17 protein-coding genes are annotated in these 17,190 nt (G+C 64.3%); 6 read left to right on the forward strand and 11 right to left on the reverse strand.

The genetic code is table 11. The annotated features are described in order from the left end of the window. The first annotated feature begins 79 nt into the window (after positions 1 to 79). Positions 80 to 583: a TrpY family transcription regulator gene (gene trpY, locus ACSFC5_RS17860; protein ID WP_440766598.1), complete on the forward strand. Its 504-nt coding sequence runs from the start codon at positions 80 to 82 to the stop codon at positions 581 to 583. A 50-nt stretch (positions 584 to 633) separates the two neighbouring features. Here the strand turns inward: trpY and ACSFC5_RS17865 are convergent, their stop codons facing one another. Next, positions 634 to 1,038: a DUF7522 family protein gene (locus tag ACSFC5_RS17865; RefSeq protein ID WP_440766599.1), complete on the reverse strand. Its 405-nt coding sequence runs from the start codon at positions 1,036 to 1,038 to the stop codon at positions 634 to 636. Between the two features lie 233 nt (positions 1,039 to 1,271). Between ACSFC5_RS17865 and ACSFC5_RS17870 the strand changes: the two genes are divergently transcribed. After that, on the forward strand, positions 1,272 to 1,946 hold the full coding sequence (locus ACSFC5_RS17870; RefSeq protein WP_440766600.1) for an IMPACT family protein: 675 nt from the start codon (positions 1,272 to 1,274) through the stop codon (positions 1,944 to 1,946). 701 nt (positions 1,947 to 2,647) lie between these two features. On the opposite strand, the gene ACSFC5_RS17875 is transcribed toward ACSFC5_RS17870, so the two are convergent. Genes ACSFC5_RS17875 through ACSFC5_RS17890 form a run of 4 tightly spaced genes read right to left on the reverse strand, consistent with a single transcriptional unit; the run spans position 2,648 to position 7,847 of the window. Further along, complete coding sequence (locus tag ACSFC5_RS17875) at positions 2,648 to 3,505, reverse strand: hypothetical protein (protein WP_440766601.1); 858 nt, start codon at positions 3,503 to 3,505, stop codon at positions 2,648 to 2,650. A gap of 53 nt (positions 3,506 to 3,558) precedes the next feature. Beyond that, positions 3,559 to 6,261, reverse strand: coding sequence for a TRAP transporter permease (locus tag ACSFC5_RS17880; RefSeq protein ID WP_440766602.1), 2,703 nt, complete (start codon positions 6,259 to 6,261; stop codon positions 3,559 to 3,561). 29 nt (positions 6,262 to 6,290) lie between these two features. Then, the gene (locus ACSFC5_RS17885; protein ID WP_440766603.1) at positions 6,291 to 6,773 is read right to left on the reverse strand and encodes a DUF1850 domain-containing protein; all 483 of its coding nucleotides are present in this window, start codon (positions 6,771 to 6,773) and stop codon (positions 6,291 to 6,293) included. Positions 6,774 to 6,827: 54 nt separating this feature from the next. Continuing rightward, on the reverse strand, positions 6,828 to 7,847 hold the full coding sequence (locus ACSFC5_RS17890) for a TAXI family TRAP transporter solute-binding subunit (RefSeq protein WP_440766604.1): 1,020 nt from the start codon (positions 7,845 to 7,847) through the stop codon (positions 6,828 to 6,830). Positions 7,848 to 8,103: 256 nt separating this feature from the next. On the opposite strand from ACSFC5_RS17890, the gene ACSFC5_RS17895 reads away from it, so the two are divergent. The 3 genes from ACSFC5_RS17895 to ACSFC5_RS17905 all read left to right on the forward strand — a co-directional run bounded on the left by ACSFC5_RS17895 (position 8,104) and on the right by ACSFC5_RS17905 (position 11,111). Then, positions 8,104 to 10,215 (forward strand): S9 family peptidase, encoded by a 2,112-nt coding sequence (locus tag ACSFC5_RS17895; RefSeq protein WP_440766605.1) that lies wholly within the window; start codon positions 8,104 to 8,106, stop codon positions 10,213 to 10,215. 182 nt (positions 10,216 to 10,397) lie between these two features. Continuing rightward, on the forward strand, positions 10,398 to 10,601 hold the full coding sequence (locus tag ACSFC5_RS17900) for a YgaP family membrane protein (protein WP_440766606.1): 204 nt from the start codon (positions 10,398 to 10,400) through the stop codon (positions 10,599 to 10,601). Positions 10,602 to 10,760: 159 nt separating this feature from the next. Then, on the forward strand, positions 10,761 to 11,111 hold the full coding sequence (locus ACSFC5_RS17905; protein WP_440766607.1) for a hypothetical protein: 351 nt from the start codon (positions 10,761 to 10,763) through the stop codon (positions 11,109 to 11,111). Positions 11,112 to 11,129: 18 nt separating this feature from the next. Here the strand turns inward: ACSFC5_RS17905 and ACSFC5_RS17910 are convergent, their stop codons facing one another. Together ACSFC5_RS17910 and upp are read right to left on the reverse strand one after the other, a co-directional pair. Next, a complete protein-coding gene (locus tag ACSFC5_RS17910; protein WP_440766608.1) occupies positions 11,130 to 11,507 on the reverse strand; it encodes a cupin domain-containing protein in 378 nt (125 codons plus the stop codon). Between the two features lie 119 nt (positions 11,508 to 11,626). Continuing rightward, entirely contained in the window at positions 11,627 to 12,304 is a 678-nt protein-coding gene (gene upp / locus ACSFC5_RS17915) for a uracil phosphoribosyltransferase (RefSeq protein WP_440766609.1), read from the reverse strand. A gap of 476 nt (positions 12,305 to 12,780) precedes the next feature. On the opposite strand from upp, the gene ACSFC5_RS17920 reads away from it, so the two are divergent. Then, positions 12,781 to 13,503: a DUF5828 family protein gene (locus ACSFC5_RS17920; protein WP_440766610.1), complete on the forward strand. Its 723-nt coding sequence runs from the start codon at positions 12,781 to 12,783 to the stop codon at positions 13,501 to 13,503. Between the two features lie 34 nt (positions 13,504 to 13,537). Here the strand turns inward: ACSFC5_RS17920 and ACSFC5_RS17925 are convergent, their stop codons facing one another. From ACSFC5_RS17925 to ACSFC5_RS17940, 4 genes are read right to left on the reverse strand one after another with little or no spacing between them, the layout of a single operon-like run. Continuing rightward, on the reverse strand, positions 13,538 to 14,593 hold the full coding sequence (locus ACSFC5_RS17925) for an amino acid ABC transporter permease (RefSeq protein ID WP_440766611.1): 1,056 nt from the start codon (positions 14,591 to 14,593) through the stop codon (positions 13,538 to 13,540). 57 nt (positions 14,594 to 14,650) lie between these two features. Beyond that, on the reverse strand, positions 14,651 to 15,415 hold the full coding sequence (locus ACSFC5_RS17930; RefSeq protein WP_440766984.1) for an amino acid ABC transporter ATP-binding protein: 765 nt from the start codon (positions 15,413 to 15,415) through the stop codon (positions 14,651 to 14,653). A gap of 32 nt (positions 15,416 to 15,447) precedes the next feature. Further along, on the reverse strand, positions 15,448 to 16,278 hold the full coding sequence (locus tag ACSFC5_RS17935; RefSeq protein ID WP_440766612.1) for an amino acid ABC transporter permease: 831 nt from the start codon (positions 16,276 to 16,278) through the stop codon (positions 15,448 to 15,450). Positions 16,279 to 16,289: 11 nt separating this feature from the next. Then, on the reverse strand, positions 16,290 to 17,111 hold the full coding sequence (locus ACSFC5_RS17940; protein WP_440766613.1) for a basic amino acid ABC transporter substrate-binding protein: 822 nt from the start codon (positions 17,109 to 17,111) through the stop codon (positions 16,290 to 16,292). Positions 17,112 to 17,190: the final 79 nt, after the last annotated feature.

The raw sequence follows: 17,190 nt of genomic DNA on the forward strand, positions 1-17,190 counted from the left end.
TGCGGTTCGCCGTCGATCGAGTCGCTCCAGCAGTCGATCACCGGACATTATACCCCAGCACGCATAGATACGCGAACGAATGTTCGACGAGATTATGGAGAAGTTCGAGGGATCCCCGAGCCAGCAGGCGGTTATTCGGCTCCTACTCGAGCGCGGGTTCTCCGTCAACGACGACGGTCGCGTCGTTTCGGGCGGCATCGAGATTCCGAACACGGGTATCGCCCGCGAGATCGGCGTCGATCGCCGCGTCGTCGACTCGACGACCGACGTTATCCTCGCCGATCCCGAACTGCGCCGCATCTTTCAAAACATTTCGCAGGTGCCGAGCCTGATGGATCTCGCGCCGGTGCTCGATCTGACGGTGTTGACGATCACGCCCGACGACGCCGACCAGAAGGGGATCGTCGCGGGGGTCACGGGGACCCTCGCCGAACACGGCATCTCGATCCGCCAGACGATCAGCGAGGATCCCGAGTTCACCGACGAGCCCCAACTCTATCTGATCACCGACCAGGAGCTCTCCGGCGAGGTCTTCACCGCGATTCGCGAACTCGAGTTCGTCCGGAAGATGGAGATCCAGTAGTCGAGGGCGTTCGGAAGCCGGTCTCACGCCGGTCGGTCACTCGCTCTCGGTCACTCGCTCTCGGTGTCGACGCCGTCGGTAAACTCCTCGAGGACCGACTCGAGCGCGCTCGTGAGCTCTTCGAACCGGTCCATCGACATGGAGTCGGTCGTCACCCAGACGCCGTGGGGACCGCGAATCACCCGCGAGAGGTAGCCGTTCTCGAACATCCGAATCGTCGCCTCGTACTCGCCGAGTTGCGTGTTTCGGTACGCCGACTGGGAGCGAAAGCCGAGTCGCTCGTGGTCCGCGAAGCCGACGAGGTCGGCCGTTTGATCGAGATCCGAGCGGAGATAGAGCTGTTCGACGTCGTCTTCGGTGAAGTAGGTAATACTCCGCAGTTCGTCGCCGACCGTCGTGCGACAGACGCTCTTGAGTTCGTCGGCGAAGGTGGGGTCGATGGTAGCATCGCTCATGCGTGTACACACCACGGTATGCGTTAAGAACGTAGGGTTTCAGGCAGCTAACTCGAGTTCGATGCCGTGACAGTACGCCGGAACAGGGGATCGAATACGGCCCCGCCGCATCCGGAACGGGACCGATGTGCTCTTTTCTTGGGCCGGTGTAGTGGCGCTATGGTCGAGCGGCAGCGGCGGACGCGTCGACGGTGGTGGGATCGTCAGTTGCGACGCGTGGGGGGTGATGGGCTGTGGGCCACACGTACCTGACGGTTGCCGAGCCTGCGACCGCCGAGTTCGTTGTCCAGGGATCGGAGTTCATCGGTCACGTTCGCCCCGCCGACTCCGTCGACGCCGCCGAGGCGTTCGTCGACGCCATCGGCGAGGAGTACGCCGACGCCACCCACAACGTGCCCGCGTATCGGGTGCGAGTCGGCGGTACCGGTTCGGGTGCGGGGACAGATACAGGGGCAGGAGCGGAGATGGATGACGTAGATGTGAGCGCCGACAGCGGTTTTCTCCGCGAGTACTCGAGCGACGACGGCGAGCCCTCCGGCTCCGCGGGAAAGCCGGCGCTGAACGTCCTCACCCAGCAGGAACTCGAGAACTGTGCGGTCGTCGTCACGCGCTACTACGGCGGGACCAATCTCGGTGTCGGCGGTCTCGTCCGCGCCTACTCTCGAGCGGTCAAAGAGGCCGTCGAGGAAGCCGGGATCGTCGAAGAGCGGCCCCACGAGACGGTTTCGATCGGCGTCGAGTACGACGATTCGGGGACGGTTCGGGGGATTCTCGAAAGCGAGGGCTACGAGTTCGAGGCCGACTACCAGGCGTCGGTCTCCTTCGAGGTTCGGGTGCCGCTCGCGGAGACCGACGCGTTTCGGGACCGGTTGCGGAGCGCGACGAGCGGGCGAGTGGATCTCGAGTGAGGTGCGTCACGCTGTATGACGTGGGTATGCAGAAGTACCTTTTTCCGCTTTGGGTTCGCTCGCTGCGCTCGGACCCACTCGGCGCAAAAATCTACGCTAAAAAGGCCGCTCGCTCCTGTTAGTCGCTCGCGGGTGCTGCGCTCGTGGCTCGACCGCAGCGGCAACGCCTCCGCCTGTACTGAACGGCAACTCCATGCGCGAACTGAGCGGTTGTCTTGCATCGATTACCTTTCAGTCATAATTATGTTACTCTACTGTAACCGTGTGATATGTCACGTTCGTCGTGGTGGTACGGAATCCTTCTGTTCCCCGTCGTGATTCTGACGTCGCTGACCTCTTATTTCGCGTCCCGTGCGTTCTTTGCCACGGCTCACTCTCCCGACGCAACTCTCGGTATGGACGTTGCATGGTTCATACTCCAGATGGTCACATTCTGGACGGGAATTCTCGTGGCAGTGGTCGTCCTCGTTTGTTTACTTGCGGATCTTCGGACGCTCAGTGGGGATAAAACGTGGTCACCGAGTATTTTGTGGGGACTTACAGGTGTCGTTCACCTCGGTGGTGCCGTATTCACAGAACTGCTGTTCATCTCGGTTCCAACGCTCTCCTATTATCTGTACCGACGCCGTGCTGACCGGTAACCGTCACCGCTACTTGCCGGACTTTCCACACCCGAAATGGTACCACGAAAATGGGGCCCGCTACTGGTATCGTGAGCCAGTCTCCGACAGCCGCCGATCGACCGCCTCGAGGACGGCCTCTGAATCCTCGAGTTCGTCGCGGTCGAATCGCACGTCGCGCAGGCCGTAATCGAGGACGAGTTCGTCGCCGCGTAGGCGGGTATGGTTGATATCGTCCCACGCGACGAACGACTTCGTGTAGGGTCGTCGTTTGACGAGCCCGTTTTCGTAGATCTGGATCTCGCAGCGATCCCGTCCCGGCCCGAACGTCCACCGTCCCTCCGCGAAACAGCTGCCGATCCAGACGACACCGAGGGCCAGCCACAGCGACGCTCCCTGCCAGTTTCCGTTGACGGCGTTGCCGACGCCGAGGAAGACGTACAGCGCGAAGAGCGCGATATCGAGTGGAACGGAACCGGGCGGATCCCACTGCCAGGTCTCTTCGGGATCGCCGGGCGTCACGCTGTCGACGTATCGATTTCCGGCCAGTTGCGAGAGGACGTAGCCCGTCACGAAGACGGCGATCACCGACCAGACGGCGACGATGTCGACGGCGGCCTCGAGCGGAGCGAGCCACAGGAGGGCGAAGAGGACGGCCGGAGAGACGAGCGTCAGTCGCCGAGCGAGCGACCGGCCGAGCCGCGTCGGGAGGTGGCGGTCCGTCCTCGCGAGGACGAGACCGCCGACGCAGCCGACCGCGAAGCCGGCCGCGTACGCGGTGGCGAGAGCGGCCGACGAGGCGGTAGCCATCGCACCGGCCGTCGCCGCGAGGCCCGCGAAGAGCACACCGGCGTACACGCTAATCGCAACCTGAAACGGTACATCCGACGCATCGGGGCCGCTCGTGCCGGCGGTACCGGTAGCGCTTCTGGCAGTCACTGACTGTGTCTATACGCTTCGTGTTGAAAACGTAACTGGATCGGACGGTTCGATCAGGCGTCTCCTGGCGCCGACGCTGCGACGTCGCTGCCCGTTTCCGGACCCTGTCCGAGCGATCGGTTCCGGTAGGACAGGCTGACGAGGAGGACCAGCCCGACGAACCGGAGCGAACCGGTGAGCGTGAAGATCGTCAGCGCGGCCGGGATCCCGAACAGTCCGAGTATCACCTCGACGAAGATCAGCGGAACCTCGGGAACCATCAACAGCATCGACGCGATCGCATATCCGGACCGCTCGACGCTCGACACCTTCGAGTACTGGTATCCGATGATCGTGACGCCCATGGCGTAGACGCCGAGGAACATCCCGACCACCGGAATCGCGACGTACGGGACGAAGAACCCGACGTCGGTGACGTCGGCGAGTCCGATGAGTTCCTCGCCGCGGTGAAGCAAGATTCCGGGCGAGAAGACGAACGCGAGCGGGACGAGGATCTTGTTTAACGAGAGCAAGAAGGCCGTCACCGCGGTCTTCAGTTCCTCGGCCTTGGCGACCCCGGCGGCGGCGAACGCGGCGACGGCGACCGGCGGAGTCACGTCGGCCATCAGGCCGAAGTAGAGGATGTAGAGCTGGGAGGCGATGAGCAGGATGCCGGCGTCGTCCATCGGACTGGTGAGCATCGCGGCCAGGATGATGTACATGGCGGTCGTCGGCATCCCCATCCCGAAGATGATCGCCGCGACGCCCGTCAGGACCAGCAGGAGCAACGTCGAGTCGCCGCTGACCGTGTTGATGAACGCGGCGAGATTCGGACCGAGCCCGGAGACGCTGATGACTCCCGGAACGATGCCGGCGGCGGCGACGGCGACGACGACCGTCGTGGCCGTTCGCGCGCCCGCGTCCATCGACTTCACGATGAACGATCCGAATCGGTAAGCGTTGTTCTGCGAGAGGCCCGACCGGCCGATCGCTTCCGCGCTTCGTTCGGCGGTTCCGTCGACTGAGTCGTGGAGGTCGAGCAACGGCGCATCTCTGTCCGGACGAACGAGTAAGAACGCCAGACTGACGAGGATCGCAATGGTTCCGAGGTCCGATACTGCCGCGAGCGTGGCCGCCCCGAGCGAGTACGGATCACCGGTCGCACCGAGTCCGACGGCGGCCCGCGCCGCGTCGACGATCCCGCCGCCGGCAGTCGCGTACGCGGTCGCCTGAAGGGCGAAGAGCGCGGCGATGCTTCCGAGCAGCGGGACGCGCGTCGCCTCGTTGTAGGCGGCGATAACGGCGATCAGGGCGACGATGGAGACGAGGGTGAACCAGCCGGCGCGGTTGATCGAGAAGCGAGCGATCACGAGGAAGTACAACAAGAGGACGATCGGGATCAGGTAGAACCAGCCGGTTCGAAGCGTCGAGCGGGGATTCGGAAGCTCCGCTCGCGGAAGTCCGCCGATGCCGCCCCGAATCGCCTCGAAGTGGACCATCACCCACATGCCGAAGAAGAATGCGATCGCGGGGAGGGTAGCGGCGGCGATGACGGTCGTGTACGGGATTCCCCACAGTTCGACGATGAGGAACGCCGCGGCTCCCATCACCGGCGGGAGCATCTGTCCGCCCGAGGAGGTCGACGACTCGACCGCGCCGGCGAACTCGGGGGTGTAGCCGGATCGCTTCATCAGCGGGATGGTGAACGCGCCCGTCGTCACGGTGTTCGCGACCGACGATCCCGAGATCATTCCCATGAAGCCGCTCGAGACGACGCTCGCCTTTGCGGGACCGCCCTTTTTCGTTCCGGTCAGCGAGTACGCCAGATCGATGAACCACTTGCCGGCGCCGCTCATCTCGAGGAACGCCCCGAAGAGGATGAAGATGTAGATGAAGCGAACGCTCGCGGAGACGGGAGCGCTCATGATTCCCGCCTGCGTGGTGTACCAGAGGTTGTAGACGATGTTCCCCCAGGTGTCGGGCTGAATCGCGAGCGTCCCGAGCATCGAATCGCGGGGAACGAGATAGCCCCAGCGCGCGTAGACGATGAACGACCCGACCAGCGACATCAGCAGGAATCCGAGCGCTCGTCGCGTCGCCTCAAGTACCAGCAAAATGCCGAGAACGCCCATCAGGTAGGCGTAGGAGACCTCGTCTATCGGAACGCCGAGCGCCGCGATGCCCATCACGAGCGGCTCGAGTACCGGGTACATCTCGTGTATCGGCCGGACGCCGTGTGCGCCGCGAAGCGCCATTCGCCGGAGTTCGTCCCACTGCGTGGCGGTGTAGTACGCGGGGAGGAGCGCGAGAAAGACGAGGACGACGTCGACCGGAGTGACCCGTCGCAGCGACGGATCGACGACCGCCCAGCGGACGCCGTCGCCGAGCCGTTCGACGGTCCGCGTCAGCGAACTGTCGGGACCGAACCGGCGGCGGACCGCGGGTTCGATCTTCGCGACCCGTCGCGCGATGAACCCGTCGCCCTTCGTCGCTGGAAACAGCAGAAACGCGAGGACCAGCGCGAACGTCACGTGTATCGTATTGACCTGGAGCGGCTGGAACGAGATGAGGTCGATCTCGCCGACGAGCGGAAGCGTTCCGCGGAAGGCGTTCCCGCGGGCGGCGATCCACATCTGAAACGCCGAGAACGCGATCGCGATCAGCGCGACGACGAGGGCCGCCGCCCCGCGGTGGGACCGACGGCGTTCGACTTCGTCCAACAGTTCTTCCTGTTCTTCTCCCGAAAGTTCGTCCGTGTCGCGTGTGTCTACGCTCATTTCGAATAATATCGTCTCGCGTCTGTTGACTACCGGTTCCGATCCCCAACCGAGCCGAAAATACCGTCGACGAGACCCCGATCCTCGATCGAGATGACGACCGATCTGTCCGCGGGTTCGACGAGGTCGTACCGCTCGTCGCCCACGACGAGTTCGTGTCCGGCGATCGAGCCCGGAGAGACGCGGAGTTCCTCGTACGTATCGTCGAGGTAGAGGACGAACCCCTCGTCGGTCTTCTCGATGTCCGCGTCCGACGGCAGTCCGGCCCCGTGTGAGTGGAAGATCATCCGATCCATCCGCAACTCGGCGTCGCCGACGACGTAGATGTCCTGAATGGGCGTCTTCTCGACGCTGTGCGTATACGAAAGCGTCACCTCGTCCCCTTCGTCGACCGGGATCTCGAGCAGTCGGTCGCCCGAGTTGGCGTCTTCGACGACGAGCGTCTTGTCGGGCGACGCGGCCGCGCCCGCGACGAGGAGCGCCGCGGCTACCAGCGCTGCCAGTAACACCACGACGAAGCGTCGGCGAGTAGCTCGATTCACGATAAGTTAGAGAGTAGCGCCGGGCTACTGCTCGTCGAAGTAGGCGGCTGCTCCCGGGTGCAGATCGATCGGCATGCCGTCCTGTGCCGACTCGACGTCGATGAAGTCCGACTTCTGGTTGATGCTGTCGGTGTTGTCGAAGATCGCGGTCGTGATCTCTTCGACGATCTCTTCGGAGACGCCGTCGTGCGTGGCGATCATCGCCTGTACGGACACCGTCTCGACGTCGTCGTCGTTGCCCTCGTAGGTACCGCCCGGAATCGTGTCTTCGGCGAACCACTCGGCGCTGTCCATGGCCGCTTCGCGAACGTCTCCGGACACTTCGACCAGCGAGATATCGGAAGTCGTCGCGAGTTCTTCGACGGAGCCGACGGGCCACCCGCCCACCACGAACGCCGCGTCGATGTCGCCGTCGCGGATCTGGTCGGTCGCCGTATCGAAGTCGCCGGTCTGGACGTCGAAGTCGTCCTCGCCGATGCCGGCGGCCTCGAGGATCTGCATGGCGTTGACTTCGGTCCCGCTGCCAGCGTCGCCGACGTTGACCGTCTGTCCCTCGAGGTCCTCGACGCTCTCGATGCCCGAGTCCGCTTGCGTGACGACGTGGATCGTCTCCGGGTACAGCGAGGCGACGCCGCGGATGTTCTCCATCGGCTCGCCCTCGAGGTCGTCGATCCCGGTGCCGTTGTACGCGAAGTAGGCGATGTCGTTCTGGATCAGCGCGAACTCCGAGTCCTCTCGGTGGAGCCTGCCGACGTTCTCGAGGCTCGCACCGGTCGACTGCACCTGCAGCCCGTGCGGGGTGTGTTCCTCCACGATGCTCTTGAAGTCACCCGACAGCGGGTAGTAGGTCCCACCCGTGCCGCCGGCGTCCCACGAGAGGATTTCGCCGCCTTCGTCCGGATCGGCGTCACCGAGATCCTCCTCGTCGTCGCCGTTTTCTTCGTCGTCTTCGACGGCGTCTTCCCCGATACAACCGGCGACGCTTACGATTCCAGCAGCACCACTGATGGTAATAAATTTTCGTCGGTTAATATGCCGCACCATACCAGAATTTCACTGCGGGATCTATTAATAGTTCTTCGATATTTGCCGGAAGCGAATATGTGATGTTGATAATTAAGAGTGTAATCTCGCAGATCATTTGTACTGTGTTGACCACTCTCGTTGAGCGGCTAACTGGACGACCACGACTCCTTTCGGATCGGGTTCGCCGTTCGACTCGAGCGGCGAACGATACCGCCGCACGATAGGACAACGGCCCAACAAAACTCATTTCACAGACTGTCGGGAATCTCTGGTCATGAATTCGATCGAAGCGGCCGACTACTACGACATCGTCCACGCCGACGATCCGCAGCTCTCACTCGACGACGAGCGCATCGCCTTCGTCCGTCGAACGCCCGATGACGACGAATCGTACACCGCGACGATCTACGTCGTTCCCATCGGCGGCGACGAACCGACGCAGTTCACCGCCAGCGACGGCGTCGACAGCCAGCCCCGATTCGGTCCGGATAGCGACTGGCTCGCGTTCGCCAGCACCCGCGGCGAGACCGACCGCCAACAGCTGTGGCTCGTCCCGACCGACGGCGGTGAAGCGCGGCGGCTGACGTCGGTCGTCGGCGGCATCGGCGACCTCGAGTGGAGTCCCGACGGCTCTCGACTACTCTTCACCCAGCAGGTCACCGCCGACGACCGCGACGCGGACCGCGACCTCGCGGTCGATCCGGACTACGAACCCGAGGAGCCGGATCCGCGCGTCATCGACCGGCTGGTCTACCGCGCCGGCACCGAGTACCTCGACGGCCGGCGGAGCCACGTCTACGCGCTCGACGTCGCGGCCGCACTCGAGTCCTCCGAAACCGACGACCGCGAGGGTGACGAGATCACGCGGCTCACCGGGACGGGCGACCAGCCCGTCGACCGGGACTACGTCGCGCCGGCGTGGGGCGACGGCAAGACGGTCTACTACGCCGCCAAGACCGGCGAGGTGCCGGACGACTCGCTCGTGTACGAGCTGTACGAACGAGATCTCGCCTCGGGAGCCGTCGACTCGTTCACGCGGACGACGGGGTGGGTCTCGTCGCTCGAGGCGACCGAAGACGGCCGGATCGCCTTCGAGTACACGCCCGAGGAGAACGCCTCGATGCGCCAGACCGAGATCCGGGTCCACGACCGCGAGACCGGCGAGGAACGAACGCCGACGGAGTCGCTGGATCGAACCGTCGGCCACAACTGTGGCTTCGAGTGGGCGCCCGACGGCGAGACGCTGTACCTCTCGACGCCCGACGAGGGGTCGCGGGTGCTGTGGTCGGTGCCTGGCGACGCGAACGAGGAGCCCGAGAAGGTGTACGGCGACGGCAGCGATATCTCCGCGTTCTCCGTCGGCGAGAACGCCGTCGCGTACGCGCTCAGCGAGTGGGATCACCCCGGCGACATCTTCGTCACCACGCGCGGGGGCAACGAGGTACACCGGCTGACGCGGGTCAACGCCGACTACCTCGCTGACAAGCCGGTCCGACAGCCCGAGGAGGTGTGGTTCGCGGTCGACGAGGAATCGAGTGGGAGCGAGGGGAGTCGGCGGATTCAGGGCTGGCTGCTCACGCCACCCGAGTTCGACGCCGACGCCACCGACGAACAGTATCCGCTCGTCGTTGATATTCACGGCGGCCCGCACGCCCAGTGGACGACCGCGGGGACGATGTGGCACGAGTTCCAGACGCTCGCGGCGCGGGGCTACGTCGTCTTCTGGTGTAATCCGCGGGGGTCGACGGGCTACGGCGAAGAGCACGCGACGGCCATCGAGCGCGACTGGGGCGAGGTCACCCTGACCGACGTACTCGCCGGGGTCGACGCGGTCTGCGAGCGCGAGTTCGTCGACGAAGACGAGCAGTTCGTCACCGGCGGGAGCTTCGGCGGCTTCATGACCGCGTGGGCGGTCACCCAGACCGACCGCTTCGAGGCGGCGGTCTCCCAGCGCGGCGTCTACGACCTGACGAGTTTCTACGGCTCGACGGACGCGTTCAAGCTGATCGAGGGTGACTTCGGGACGACGCCGTGGGAGGAGTCCGCGTTCCTCTGGGAGCAGTCGCCCGTCGCCCACGTTGGCGCGGTCGACACCCCGACGCTCGTGATGCATTCCGACCGCGACTACCGCACGCCCGCGAACACGGCCGAACTGTTCTACCTCGGCCTGCAAAAACACGGGGTCGACACGCGGCTGGTTCGCTACCCGCGAGAGGGTCACGAACTCTCCCGATCCGGCGAACCGGCTCACGTCGTCGACCGACTCGAGCGTATCGCCCGCTGGTTCGACGGCTACGCCGACTCGCAGGAAGCCGCGCCGGCGTTCGAGCGCGAGCGAACGGACGGGCTCTCGAGCGGGGACGAGGAGTCGGCGTCCAAGGAGTAACGGAACCGCGAATCGCGCGGGAATTCCGGATGACCGTTTCGCCTCGACCGACAGCCGTCGTACCCCGTCCGAACGGCTCCTGCGGTCGGTTCGACCGGAAACGAAGGGGTTGCGGGGAGACGCGAGGGTGTCACACCGTTTGCAAGGAAACCCCTACGGGCATTGCACTCGTTCCACCGCGTATGGATCGAAACGTCGGCGGATTCGATCGCATCTGGCGCATCGTGTTCGGCATCGTACTACTGGTGGTCGGCTACCGTAACCGGAATCGAACGGTCGGCACGCTCGCGTTCGTCGCTGGGAGCGACATTTTCGCGACCGCGATCATCCAGCGCTGTCCGATGAACGCGTTGCTTGGGATCGACACCTGTGGAACCGACGGGTAGCCACCTGCCGGATCCTCGAGAACGGTGCACGATCGCGACAGCTTCGGTTCTCGTCGCGGGTTCAGAACGGCCGTCGTCGAACCACAACCGGCCGGGAGGGCCGGTGGTAGACCGACGGTGAAACGGCACGCATTAGTATAACTGTTTGAGTACGTCCGTATGGCCGTCCCATTCGGAATACTGAACGCGTTCTTCCTGCTCGGGATCCTTGCGGCGGTACTCGCGGCGATCTACTTCGTCTTCCGCCGACTGCAGGACGATCACGCGACCGGCGAATACCACTTCACGTGGGCCGTTGGTATCGTCGTCTTGTTTTTGCTGGGGCTTGCGCCCGGATTCGTCGGCCTCGGGCTGTATCTGACGATCGAGAGGGAGTATCCGCTCTACTGGCTGGTTCTCTGTCTCCTCCTCGTGTTCGTGATACTAATCTTCGCCGGGTTCGGCCTCTACACCGGGACGGAAGTGGTCGTTACCGACGGCGAGGTCCCGCTCTCAGTTGCTCACGACTAACGCCGTGGGCTTTGCGTGCTACTCCTCGGGATCGTACGCGACGGCATCGCCGCTGACCGGCGGCGCACCGATCGCGAAGACCTCGATCGCTGCCTCGGCGTCCGCGGGGTTGTACGCTCGCTGTGGCGCTTCCGGCTGGACCGCGAACACCGATCCCGCCGGGACCTCGAACTCGCCGTCGGGCGTCTCGACGTGAAGCGTCCCCGAACGGACGATAAACGCCTCCTCCTGTTGCTCGTGGTAGTGGTAGGCCAGGGGCAACTGCTCGCCCGGTTCCGCTCGAAATCGGTTGATGGCGACGTTCTCGAGGCCGGCGGCCTCGCTCACCCGGCGGAGATCGCAGTCTCGGTCTTCGGTCGGCTCGAGTTCGTCCGGATCGACGACGCTGTAGTCCATGTCTTCGACTCACAGCCGATCCGCAAAAAGGCGATGGCAGCGCGAGTGACAGCTTAGGTCGGCGCGAGTGACAGCTTAGGTCGGCGCGAGTGACAGCTTAGGTCGGCGCGAGTGACGGCTCAGGTCGTGCGGAACGCACGGTCGCCGGCGTCACCCAGACCGGGGACGATGAAGCCGTCGTCGTCGAGGTAGTCGTCGATCGACACCGTCAGCAGGTCCGCCTGCGGACACTCCTCGTCGACGCGGAGCAGTCCTTCGGGGGCGGAGACCGCCGAGAGGACGATCAGGTTCTCCGGCTCCGGCGAGTTCTCGATGACGTGTTCGAGGACGGTACACATCGTACTCCCCGTCGCGAGCATCGGATCCGCGACGATCACGGTGTCATCCTCGGTGATCTCTGGCAGTTTCACGTAGTCGACCGAGATGGGGAACGCGCCGTCCTCGTCGCGGCCGGCTTCCTCGTCACGGCTCGCGCTGATAACTCCCTGTCGCGCGCGGGGGAACGCCTTCAGCAGCCCCTCCACGAACGGCGTCGCCGCGCGCAGGACGTTGATGATCACGACGTCGTCGAGCCCCCGGACCCGCTCGCCCATCGTGGGCTCGAGCGGGGTTTCGATCTCGACGTACTCGGTCTCCATCCGGCCGTCGATGATCTCGTAGCCGCAGATGCGCCCGAGTTTCACCAGCCCTTTCCGAAAGCTGACCTGCTCGGTTTCGACGTCGCGAAGCCGTGAGAGCGTGTCTTTCGCCAGTGCGTGAGTGATGAGATACGCGTTGTCCCGGTCTTCGATCGGCATATCTCTACAGGCTGTCGCCGGGTAGTTCATGGTATCGGTCCGCCGCGGACGCCGGGAGGGCGCGCCACGGTGATCGTTCTCACAGCCCGACCGTTTTCGATCGACCGCTGCCGTCGATGCGGTCGCGTGTCCCGATCCGGAATTACCGCCCCGAGTCGGTCGAAGCGACGGCGAGTCTCGAGCGACGAACGGTCCGAAAAGGCGGATTAGCGAGTGGAGACGATCGAAACGGTACGGCCGAGTTACTCGATGATTAGTTGGTGCTTCGACGGAATTAGCAACAGCATCCCCCCATCGCCGAGACGGCAGATGGAGGGGATTCGCGAACGGGACCGACACGGGCGGGGAATGAGCGGCCAGCCGACGGACGGCTCGGGGCTGACGGATCGACGGTACTGACGCCGGCGCTCGCCGGCACCATTTGCTCGCAGCAAGGAAGTTTATAGCGGTCCATCTCCTACCACCCGGCCAGCCGAATGGAAGAGAGTATCTCGGGATTCAAAGTCCGCGGTGACTGGGGCGACGTCGTCGAGCACGGCGAGCGCATCACACGCGCGCTTCGAGACGCCGGCGTCCACGACCCTGATGCAGACTACCACGCGAATTTCGCGCGCGCGTTCGAGGAGTGGGACGAGTGGCGCCCCAAGGCTCACGAGACCCTCGATACCGACGTCAGCGAGAAGACCTCCGAGCAGGCCAGTATCGAAGAGGGAAAAGGGGAGAAGGCCGGCAAGAACCCCGACGAGGACATCAAGACCGCCGGCGAGAAGCTCTCGGAATCGTACGAGCGACTCGAGGAGGACGACGCGGAAGCTGCGGTCGGCAACTGGAAGGAGTCGATCGACTACGTCGCGCGGGCGGCCGACTCCGCCAGCCGCAAGGCCTTCCGCCGGGTCGAGGATACGGTCTACCAGAACGTGATGACCCAACTCGCGCCGTACTACTTCGACAACGAACTCGTCAGCGCCAACATCCAGCAGTCGACGCGCAACGGCGGCAACGGCGAGCAGTTCGTCTTCGAGGTCAACGTCAACGACGACGCCCTCAAAGACGACGTCTCCGATCGCCTCGCCGAGTTCGACGAGGAGATCGACCGCTGGCACGTCGAAGTCGAGAAGGATACCGACGCCGCGGAAGCGATCGAGGGCGCTGAACCGCCGCCGGAGCCGGATGACAACTCGCGGTCGACGACGAACTGACCGGGCGACGGACCGACGAGACGGTCGACGACCGCTACGCGCTTTTCTTCGCCGTGTCTTCGCCTGCACCCTGCTGTCGACCCTCAGCCTGCCCCAGGCCGGGGACCGCGACGCGGCGTTCGACGTAGCTCATGACGTTCGTCGCCGAGAGGACGAGCCCGAGGTAGACCAGCCCGAGCAGGACGTAGATCGGCGTGTACTCGAACGTCGAGGAGGCGATCGAACTGGCACGGTAGTACAGCTCCGGCACCGTGATGAAGCCGGCCAGCGAGGAGTACTTGATCAGGTAGACGAGTTCGTTCGTCCACGCCGGAATCCCGTACCGCAGCGTCTGGGGTAAGACGACGTAGCGGATGCCCTCGAGTTTCGAGAGCCCGATCGCCCGCGCGGCCGTCAGTTGGCCCTCGTCGACGCTCTCGAGCGCCCCGCGGATGTACTCGGCCTGGTAGGCCGAGCCGTTGATCGTGAAGCCGACGATGGCGATCCAGAACGCGTACTCGGGGACGAATCCCCGGCCGACGAGGTCGACATCGCTGAGCGGGACCGCCAGGTAGGGCGTGTAGTAGAGCACGAACAGCTGCGCCAGCAGCGGCGTCCCCCGGATCAGTTCGGTGTAGGCGAGCGCGAGCCACCGTAACGGGCCGCCGTAGACGCGCAACACGGCGACCGGGACGGCGATGACGAGCCCAAGCGCGATGCTGACGGCCGTCAGAACGATCGTGTACCACGCGCCCGCCGCTAACGCGGGCGCGATATCGATCCCCAGCGCGGCGCCGTTCAAGAGGCTCGCGAGCCAGTCCATCGGGACGGCGATCCGGCCGAACTCCACCGACGTCCACGGAACGCTGAACGGACCGATCGCCGCCACTGTGTTCTCGAACGGCGCCGCCGCCGACTCGAGGGGCGCTGATGAGACGAACTGCTCCCCGGCGCCGGGGCCGACGCCCAGTCGGCTGATAACCCAGTCGTAGAGCCAGCGCGTGAGCAGCCAGCCCCAGAAGCAGACGCCGACGGCGATTGCGAGCCCACTCTCGAGGCCGTCGACCGAGCCGCGGAGCCGCTCGAACCCGGACGGCTTCGACGTGCTCATCGTACGATCGCCTCCGCTCGCGCCCGCGTTCGATGTCGAGCAGGCGGTGTCGCGCCCTCAGTCATGACGGATGCTTTCGAAGAACTCTGCGGTTCGATCGTGCGTCGGGTTCTCGAAGAGGACCTCGGGCGGGCCGCGCTCGACGAGTGTGCCGTCGGCGAGAAACGAGATGTCGGTCGCGCCGCCGCGGGCGAAGCGCATCTCGTGGGTGACGACGACCATCGTCATCCCCTCGCCGACGAGTTCGTGCATGACCTCGAGCACCTCGTTGCTCAGTTCGGGGTCGAGCGCGCTCGTCGGTTCGTCGAACAGCATGACTTCTGGATCCATCGCAAGCGCGCGAGCGATGCCGACGCGCTGTTTCTGTCCGCCCGAAAGCTGTGCCGGGTAGGAGTCGGCCTGATCGGACAGTCCCACCCGCGCCAGCTCGTCGTCGGCCCGCTCTCGAGCTTCCGCTTTAGTAAAATCCCGCACCTTGCGGAGTCCGAGCGTAATGTTTTTGCGCGCGGTGAGGTGGGCGAACAGGTTGATGTCTTGAAACACCATCCCGATCTGCTGGCGAACGGTGTCGGGGTTGGTGTCCGGCGCGGTCACCTCGAGATCGTCGAGATATATCTGACCGCTGTCGACATCGGTCAGGCGGTTGAGACACCGCAGCAGCGTCGACTTTCCGCTCCCGCTTGGGCCGACCAACACCTCGACGTCGCCGTGATCGATCTCGAGGTCGATTCCCTTGAGGACCTCCTCGTCGCCGTAGGATTTCCAGAGGTCTTCGATGCGAAGCAGCGGGCGGTCGGCCGTCTGCGTCGTTGCGTGGTCGATGCTGCTGCCAGCGCCGTCCGTTCGGTGGTCGGTCACGAGGATTCACCTGGGATTGCAAAGCGGTTGTTCACGTAATCGAGCGTCCGGTTCGTCGTGAAGGTCAACACGAAGTAGATGAGACTGATGAAGATGATGAGCTCGAGGATCGCCGTGGTCTGTTGTTGAAACAGGTCATTGCTTCGCTTGAGCAGTTCGCCGAGGCCGATCGCAAAGGCGATCGAGGTGTCCTTGAGAACGATCGTGAACTCGTTCTGAAAGCCCGGCACGCTCCGGCGCAGCGCCTGCGGGAGCATCACGTGTCGGATCGCCTCGAGTCGGCTCATCCCGATCGAGCGGGCGGCCTCCATCTGCCCCTCGTCGATGCTTCCGAGCGCGCCCCGGAAGATCTGTGACTGGTAGGCCGCGCTGCGAAAGCCCAGCGCGATCGTCGCCGCGACGAACGCGCCGGGAACGTCGACCGCCGCGGTGAACGGCGTCGGCCCGAGGACGAAGTCGAGCGTACCGAACACCCCTTCGACCGCGCCGTGGACGATTCCGTAGGGCAGGACGAAGAACGTGATGAGCATGATGACGAGAATCGGCGTCCCCCGCAACAGGACGCCGAACTTCCGGACGAACGCCCGCGAGTAGCCGCTCCCGTAGGTTTCGATCGCGCCGGCCGGAAAGCCCGCCAGAAAGCCGAGCACGATGCTGGTGAGCGTCAGGAGGACCGTGACGACCGCCCCCCACAGCAGGTAATCGCTGTTCTGGTAGACGAACTCCACATCCTCCACGAACTCCGCGACCGCCTCCTCGCTGATCACCAGGAGTTGTTCGGCCGGTAGCGTCGCCGCGGCGTCCGCCGCCTGTACTGCGAGATCCATTGCCGATCAGCTTACTCGTCGAACCACTCGCGCGTGATCTCTTCGTACTCGCCCGACTCCTCGACGGCCGCGATACCCTCGTTGAGCGCCTCCCGGAGGTCGTCGTCGTCCTGTCGAACGCCGAGGCCGTACTCCTCGCCGGTCTCGAACGTGAACGCGATTTCGACGTCGCGGTCGGACTCGAACGACTCGGCGACGGGCTGGTCGATGACGATGGCCTCGATCGTCCCTCGCTCTAACTCTTCGACGGCGTAGACGTAGTTATCGAACGAGCGGTAGTTCGGATCGTCGACTTCGTCCTCGATGATCCCCTCACCTGTCGTCCCCGACTGCGCGCCGAGGTCTCGCCCCGAGAGGTCGTCGAGCTCGGATGGCTGGAAGTCGCCGCCGGTCTGGACGAGCACCGACTGGTCGGCGCTGTAGTACGGATCGGTGAACGCGATCTGTTCTTCGCGTTCGTCGTTGATCGTCATCGCCGCCGCGATCACGTCGATCTCGCCGCTGTTGAGCGCCTGAATCAGCGTGTCGAACTCGAACTGCTCCCAGCCGGATAGTTCGTAGTCGGTCTCGTCGACGACCGCCTCGAGGTGGTCGACGTCGAAGCCGACCAGTTCGCCGTCTTCGACCATCTCGAACGGTCGGAACCCGGGCGCCGTGCCGGCGACGATTTCGGAGTCGGCTTCGCCGCCATTCTCGTCGCTGCTCCCGTTCTCGTCGTCGTCGCCGTTTCCGCTGTCCTCGAGACAGCCGGCGAGTCCGGTCATCGCGATTCCAGCGACCCCGGAAAGTTTCAGGTAGTCGCGTCTGTCAACCGCCTTGCCATTTTCCACCATTGCTGTTCGTAATACGCCGCTGAATCGGTTTAGGTGTTAAGGTTTTATTTCCCGTTTCTATCGATATTCGATTTCAATA

The sequence above is a fragment of the Natronorubrum marinum genome, assembly GCF_052040125.1.
In the GTDB taxonomy this organism is placed as follows: Archaea; Halobacteriota; Halobacteria; order Halobacteriales; family Natrialbaceae; genus Natronorubrum.

Coding starts and splice junctions, on each gene's coding strand:
- ACSFC5_RS17935 (WP_440766612.1), bottom strand. CDS start 16,278: ATGGATCTCGCAGTACAGGCGGCGGACGCCGCGGCGACGCTACCGGCC.
- ACSFC5_RS17925 (WP_440766611.1), bottom strand. CDS start 14,593: ATGAGCACGTCGAAGCCGTCCGGGTTCGAGCGGCTCCGCGGCTCGGTC.
- ACSFC5_RS17895 (WP_440766605.1), top strand. CDS start 8,104: ATGAATTCGATCGAAGCGGCCGACTACTACGACATCGTCCACGCCGAC.
- ACSFC5_RS17900 (WP_440766606.1), top strand. CDS start 10,398: ATGGATCGAAACGTCGGCGGATTCGATCGCATCTGGCGCATCGTGTTC.
- ACSFC5_RS17890 (WP_440766604.1), bottom strand. CDS start 7,847: ATGGTGCGGCATATTAACCGACGAAAATTTATTACCATCAGTGGTGCT.
- ACSFC5_RS17905 (WP_440766607.1), top strand. CDS start 10,761: ATGGCCGTCCCATTCGGAATACTGAACGCGTTCTTCCTGCTCGGGATC.
- ACSFC5_RS17910 (WP_440766608.1), bottom strand. CDS start 11,507: ATGGACTACAGCGTCGTCGATCCGGACGAACTCGAGCCGACCGAAGAC.
- upp (WP_440766609.1), bottom strand. CDS start 12,304: ATGCCGATCGAAGACCGGGACAACGCGTATCTCATCACTCACGCACTG.
- trpY (WP_440766598.1), top strand. CDS start 80: ATGTTCGACGAGATTATGGAGAAGTTCGAGGGATCCCCGAGCCAGCAG.
- ACSFC5_RS17880 (WP_440766602.1), bottom strand. CDS start 6,261: ATGAGCGTAGACACACGCGACACGGACGAACTTTCGGGAGAAGAACAG.
- ACSFC5_RS17940 (WP_440766613.1), bottom strand. CDS start 17,111: ATGGTGGAAAATGGCAAGGCGGTTGACAGACGCGACTACCTGAAACTT.
- ACSFC5_RS17920 (WP_440766610.1), top strand. CDS start 12,781: ATGGAAGAGAGTATCTCGGGATTCAAAGTCCGCGGTGACTGGGGCGAC.
- ACSFC5_RS17865 (WP_440766599.1), bottom strand. CDS start 1,038: ATGAGCGATGCTACCATCGACCCCACCTTCGCCGACGAACTCAAGAGC.